Source organism: Psychrobacter celer, from assembly GCF_016107555.1.
Taxonomy (GTDB): Bacteria; Pseudomonadota; Gammaproteobacteria; order Pseudomonadales; family Moraxellaceae; genus Psychrobacter; species Psychrobacter celer.
This window is the reverse complement of sequence record NZ_JABASU010000003.1, coordinates 172,212-178,217: the sequence shown is the minus strand read 5'-3', so window position 1 is coordinate 178,217 and position 6,006 is coordinate 172,212. Positions and strand designations below refer to the sequence as shown.

Sequence of the window (6,006 nt, the reverse complement as noted above, 5' to 3'; positions counted from 1 at the left end):
TATGTCCATTAGCGACTACCTTCTACTTTTTAGCATGAATTTTGTCCATTACACCATGTCTGTCATTTCCCAAAACAGCCAAATTATTGCACCGTGTAAAAACGCGTTAACTTTTACCCCTTACTCTGTTATGCCGCTTACAGCCTATTACACGTCATTACCTCAAGCGCACACTTTGCTACCTTGCTTATATATCTCATCTAAAATCAGGGTGTTACGATAATTACAAGTTGAGGCAGCAACTGCCAAGGTAACACTGGCAGGTATAAAAGTTAATGTCTTAAACAGAATTTAATAATCAATAATGAACTCATAAAAAAGGAAGACAATAATGAGCCAGCTAATCCGTTTAAAAGACATCCAAGCCACGCACCGCGACCTAATCGGTGATGACTATTATGATCCAACAGGCAAAACTGCCTATGGCGTCAATGAAGAAAAAATCGGTAAAATCGAAGGTGCACTGGTAGAGGACACCACAGGCCGTATTCGTTATTTGATCGTAGATGTAGGCGGCTGGTTTAGCTCAAAAGAAGTTCTTGTCCCAGCAGGTCTGGCACGTATCGTCGGTGATGATGTATTCTTCGATAGCTTAACAGAAGCGCAAGTCGAAGCGATGGAAGTATACGACCATGATTATCAGTACAGCTATAAAGAGCAGTACGAAAAAGACCGTCAAGCCTTTGTCGCAGATAGCGTACCAGCAGCTGAGCGTATGGAGATTGCTGATGATGCTTATGAAGCGCCAAACACCCTAGAGCTACTAGAAGAGCGTCTAACCGTCAATAAAGATCGTATCGTAGCAGGTCTGGTCAAAGTCGGTAAACATGTGGTCACAGAAGAGCGCAACGTCGATGTCGAGCTAGAAGAAGAGCACGCCAATATTCAGCGTACCAATGTCGATCGCCCAACAGATCGCCGCATCGGAGATGTCGATGGTAATGAAACTATCGAAGTTGAGCTAGAAGCAGAGCGTGCACGCGTGGGCAAAGACACTTATGTGGCAGAAGAAGTCAACGTCGGTAAGACAACTGAGCGCCATACGGAGACGATCGTCGAGACCATTCAGCGCGAAGAGCTAGACATTGACCGTGATGGTAATGTGGTAGACCGTGAAGGCAACATCGTCAATCGTGACGACATCACTGCCGAAGACGTACGCCGTGCTCGCGGTATGTAATCCACAACAGCCTTATACTGGCCTACTCCCTGATTGGTTATAATAATATGATAAACACACCAGTCATAGTCGCCACTTACAGCTAAGTATGGCTGCACTATGAGATAGGAGGCAGCGTCACTTAGCAAATAAAGGCCAGAGCATGTCTCTGGCCTTTTTTTCTGGCTTTCACCAAACAGTATATCGCTCTTGCGCCATGACATTGATAGTATTTCATAATATAAGGATATCAAAATGACCACTGACCCTAATGCCGTCACCGACTCCAACCGCGACCCATCAAAAAACGATGGCATCTCTATATCAGCCATTACCCATAAAAACACCACGCAGATGGCCGAAGATACAGAACAAGCAGCTGACCGACACCCCTCATCACAAGAGGTTGGTCATTTAGAGCTGTTAGAAGAGCGCCCTGTGGTCAACAAAGAGCGTCTTGATGTCGGCAAAGTCACAGTAACCAAACACCGTCGCACCAAGACCATCGATGTGCCGATAGAGCTGGTAGAAGAGTATCTTACCATTCGTACTGAATACCACGATGCCGAAAGCCAAGACTTACTATCAGGTCAGTACGATGATAAAGATATTTTGCGTCACGTCGAGCCTGCGCTAGATAGTAAAGCGGTGGTGACGGTCAATGGGCAACAGATTGGGATCGATGAAGCACCGCTTGAGATTGTTTTGTCTCGTCAAGTTGCCACCATTACCAAGGAAACATTTGCCATTCAAGAAGTTGATGTCAACAAAACCACACATACCCATACCGATAGTATTCAGGTGACCTTGAAGCATGAGGAGCTTGATGTCACCGAAGAAGGGTTTTTGGCTCATGAGCATGATGCCACTGATGATAAAGCCAATTCAAAATAAAACCGATATGCGCATCTTAATGTGCATTAACTATAGCAGCCTTATCAGAAGCCCACGATAAGTAAGATGACGACGTAAAGACAATACAAGGCAATACGGCAAAAAAAAGCAACGCTGTGTTAGCGTTGCTTTTTGCGTAAATTATCCAATCAATGCTTAGTCGTAAAATCTAAATATAACCATATAAGGGTATCAGCTGTTGTCTAGCTGCAGACTCGCTCTTACTGCTGTTTAGTTGGCTAGCTATCTAATGATAAAATCACGACGGCGTGGTTAGGCAGCTGACTCATCGGCGCTAGGCTCGGCTGATTTTTTACATTCATAAGTGCTGACATTATCGGCATCGGCACCAGCGGTACGCATGATACCTGTCTCACGCTCTGTATGCGCCACACGCCACTGTACAAACCCTACGCCACCATCGATGGCGGTATCGAGATTGAAAACTTCTGGGTTGCTCGCATCATTGGTTTTGGTCAAAGTCGCAGTGCCATTGGCAGTTTCGATGACCACTTGATTATCAGCATCTTTATAAGTTGCCTTTACCTCTAGTGCTGGCGAGCATGAGTAGGTCATCTGAGTGACACCACTATTGACCATCGCGACTGTATCATCTGCCACCTCATCAGCTGGCGCGTCCATTACCACATCATTTGGCTCGGCAGGCTCAGCAGACATCGGTACAGATTGCTCTTCGCTGATGCTTTCTTCTAGACTGGGCTCAGTTTCTTGCTGTTTTTGGCAAGCGGTGACAGTCATGACACCAGCCAATAAGCCCGTTAAAACGACAGAGGTTCGAAATTGTTTTAATAATTCTACGTTCATCACACTCTCCAAAACAAATATGTTAAATACTATAGCGCGTCCCTAAATGCACGCCTATGTACAATTTGTAAACAATCCATACAAAAACAGTGAGCATTTACCTGCCTCTAAAGGCTGTCTGCAAGCCAAAAAAGACACTTAACGTCTTTCTTGGTATCCTAACCCTTTTCATAAAAAAGCCCCTATCTGAGCAAGATAAGGGCCTGTAAACATCCCATTTAAACTGCTTGATATGCTTAGATCTTGCCGTGGCACTGCTTGTACTTCAGGCCTGAACCGCAAGGACAAGGCGCGTTACGGCTGATATGCATACCTGCGTATGGGTTTTCCCCAGCAGCGCTCGCACTGGCATTCGTACCTGCAGCACCGGCCGTCATACCAGCGGCGGCCGCGCCTGCTGCTTGGTTACGGCTCTGCGCTGGTGGCTGCGCGGCGCCGGCGTTGCTGTCTAAGTTATCGACATCATTGTGCTCAAACTGCATCTGCATTTGCGCGGCGTTTTCACGCTGCTGCGCCTCTAGCGCTTCTAACTCTTCTTTGGTCGGAATGTGTACGCGTGATAAGTCTTGTACGGTCTCAGACTTGATAGCACCAAGCATCATCTGAAACAGCTCAAAAGACTCGCGCTTATACTCTTGCTCTGGGTTTTTTTGTGCATAACCGCGCAGATGGATACCTTTACGTAACTGGTCCATCTGGGTTAAGTGCTCTTTCCAGTGCTTGTCCAGACTTTGCAGCATAAAGTGGCGCTCAAGCTGGGCGGCGTCTTTTTCGCCCATCTGCTCGCGGCGAGTATGATAACGATCCAATGCCGTTTGGATGATTTTGGCACGCAAGCCTTCTTCATCTAAGCGGCGGTCTTCATCCAGCCAGTCATTAATCGGCATCGAGATTTTAAACTCATCCTCTAGCTCATCCTCTAGGCCGTCGATATTCCACTGATCATCGATAGAGCCTGGCGGAATAAACTGATCGATCATGGCATTATAGACTTCATGATGCATGACATTGATGGCCTCTTTTAAGTCCATCTCTGCGAGCAAATCATCGCGCTGACTATAGATGACTTTACGCTGCTCATTAGCGACGTCATCGTATTTAAGTAGGTTTTTACGGGCATCAAAGTCGCGGCTTTCGACTTTACTTTGCGCGTTTTCGATCGATTTTGAGACCATCTTATGCTCGATGGCTTCGTCTTCTTTTAGTCCCATGGCGCGCATCATATTGACCACGCGGTCGCCTGCGAAGATACGCATCAAGTCGTCTTCTAATGATAAAAAGAAGCGCGACATACCAGGGTCACCTTGACGACCGGCACGGCCACGTAGCTGATTATCGATACGGCGTGACTCATGACGCTCAGAGCCGATGATATGCAGACCACCAGCGGCCACGACTTGGTCATGTTTGACTTGCCATTCTGCTTTTAGGCGTGCCATCTCTTCTGGGCTGACCGCATCGATGTCTTCGATAAACGACTGCCAGTTACCGCCTAAGATGATATCGGTACCACGGCCTGCCATGTTGGTGGCGATGGTCACCGCTTTTGGGCTACCTGCCTGCGCGATAATTTCTGCCTCACGCTCGTGCTGCTTGGCGTTTAGGACGTTGTGCTTAATGCCTTCTTGATCGAGCAGATAAGACAACTCTTCACTGGCCTCAATCGTCGCTGTACCGACCAGCACCGGTGCACCTTTGGCCTGAATCTCTTTGATCTCGCGGATGATGCCTTTGTATTTACCAAGCTTGGTCAAGAAAATCTGATCGTCCATGTCGATACGGGCGATCGGCTCGTGCGTCGGAATCACGACGACGTCTAAATCATACGTGGATTTAAACTCCGCCGCTTCGGTATCGGCCGTGCCCGTCATACCAGAGAGTTTGTCATAAAGACGGAAATAGTTCTGGAAAGTCGTGGTCGCAAGCGTTTGGTTTTCTGCCTGAATCTCGACGTTTTCTTTGGCTTCTACCGCTTGGTGCAGGCCCTCTGACCAGCGGCGACCGGGCATGGTACGGCCCGTGTTTTCATCGACGATGATGATTTCACCGTCGTCAACAATATAGTGGACGTTTTTGACAAACACATGATGGGCGCGAATGGCGGCTTGGACGTGCGCGAGCAGCGGCAAGCGACTTGGGCTATACAAGCTCTCGTTTTCGCCCAGCTCACCGACTTCTGTTAAAAAACGCTCGATTTTTTCATAGCCTTTTTCGCTAATCTCAATCTGACGGTTTTTTTCATCAATCCAAAAATCTTCATCTTCGTTATTTTTATTGGCTTCTTCGTCTTTTGAGCGCTTAAGCCGTGGAATGATGGTGTTAATCAGCGCATACATGCGTGAAGAATCTTCGGCTTGCCCTGAGATAATCAGCGGCGTACGTGCCTCATCGATTAAGATTGAGTCAATCTCATCGATGATACAAAAATTCAGCGGGCGCTGTTTTTTCTCAGCGAGGCTAAACACCATGTTGTCACGCAAATAATCAAAACCGTACTCATTGTTGGTACCGTACGTGATATCGGCTTGATAGGCGTCGATTTTTTCTTGTGGCGGCTGCTGTGAGTAAATCACGCCGACAGTCATGCCCAAAAAGTTAAAGAGTGGGCGGTTGAGCTCCGCATCACGCGCCGCAAGATAGTCGTTGACCGTAACCAGATGCACGCCTTTGCCGCTGATGGCGTTTAGATACATGGCCAAGGTACCCATGAGGGTTTTACCTTCACCTGTTTTCATCTCGGCGATTTTGCCTTCGTGCAAGGTGATACCACCGATCAGCTGCACATCATAGTGGCGCATACCATTGACGCGCCATGACGCCTCACGGCAGACAGCAAACGCTTCTGGCAATAGCGCATCCAAGCTCTCGCCGTTTTGGTGCCGCGCTTTAAACTCGGCAGTTTTTTGTTGTAGTTGCTCATCAGACAGGGCTTGTATCTCAGCCTCTTGTGCGTTGATCTTACTGACCACGCGGCGCATGCGTTTTAGTTCGCGGTCATTTTTGGTGCCAACCACACTGCCTATAATCTTTGATAACATAATTTTTTGACCTATGGAAATATTCGATAATTAGTGCGCATTAGCCAATGCCTAGCGTCGCACCCTGCTGGGTGCTTGTCGTCACTCGGC

General features: G+C 47.6%; 4 protein-coding genes. 2 read left to right on the top strand and 2 right to left on the bottom strand.

From position 1 onward, the window contains the following. Positions 1-331: 331 nt before the first annotated feature. The gene (locus tag JFC05_RS03235; RefSeq protein WP_198335743.1) at positions 332-1,180 is read left to right on the top strand and encodes a DUF2382 domain-containing protein; all 849 of its coding nucleotides are present in this window, start codon (positions 332-334) and stop codon (positions 1,178-1,180) included. A gap of 234 nt (positions 1,181-1,414) precedes the next feature. Then, positions 1,415-2,053, top strand: a complete 639-nt coding sequence (locus tag JFC05_RS03230) for a YsnF/AvaK domain-containing protein (protein WP_198335742.1) — start codon at positions 1,415-1,417, stop codon at positions 2,051-2,053. A gap of 273 nt (positions 2,054-2,326) precedes the next feature. On the opposite strand, the gene JFC05_RS03225 is transcribed toward JFC05_RS03230, so the two are convergent. Both JFC05_RS03225 and secA read right to left on the bottom strand, forming a co-directional pair. Further along, positions 2,327-2,878 (bottom strand): hypothetical protein, encoded by a 552-nt coding sequence (locus JFC05_RS03225; RefSeq protein WP_192994424.1) that lies wholly within the window; start codon positions 2,876-2,878, stop codon positions 2,327-2,329. A 236-nt stretch (positions 2,879-3,114) separates the two neighbouring features. Then, complete coding sequence (gene secA / locus JFC05_RS03220) at positions 3,115-5,916, bottom strand: preprotein translocase subunit SecA (protein WP_198335741.1); 2,802 nt, start codon at positions 5,914-5,916, stop codon at positions 3,115-3,117. Between the last annotated feature and the right edge of the window lie 90 nt (positions 5,917-6,006).

What these genes read in the sequence shown, in the direction of transcription:
- JFC05_RS03230 (WP_198335742.1), top strand. Translation starts at nt 1,415, where the DNA reads ATGACCACTGACCCTAATGCCGTCACCGACTCCAACCGCGACCCATCA.
- JFC05_RS03235 (WP_198335743.1), top strand. Translation starts at nt 332, where the DNA reads ATGAGCCAGCTAATCCGTTTAAAAGACATCCAAGCCACGCACCGCGAC.
- JFC05_RS03225 (WP_192994424.1), bottom strand. Translation starts at nt 2,878, where the DNA reads ATGAACGTAGAATTATTAAAACAATTTCGAACCTCTGTCGTTTTAACG.
- secA (WP_198335741.1), bottom strand. Translation starts at nt 5,916, where the DNA reads ATGTTATCAAAGATTATAGGCAGTGTGGTTGGCACCAAAAATGACCGC.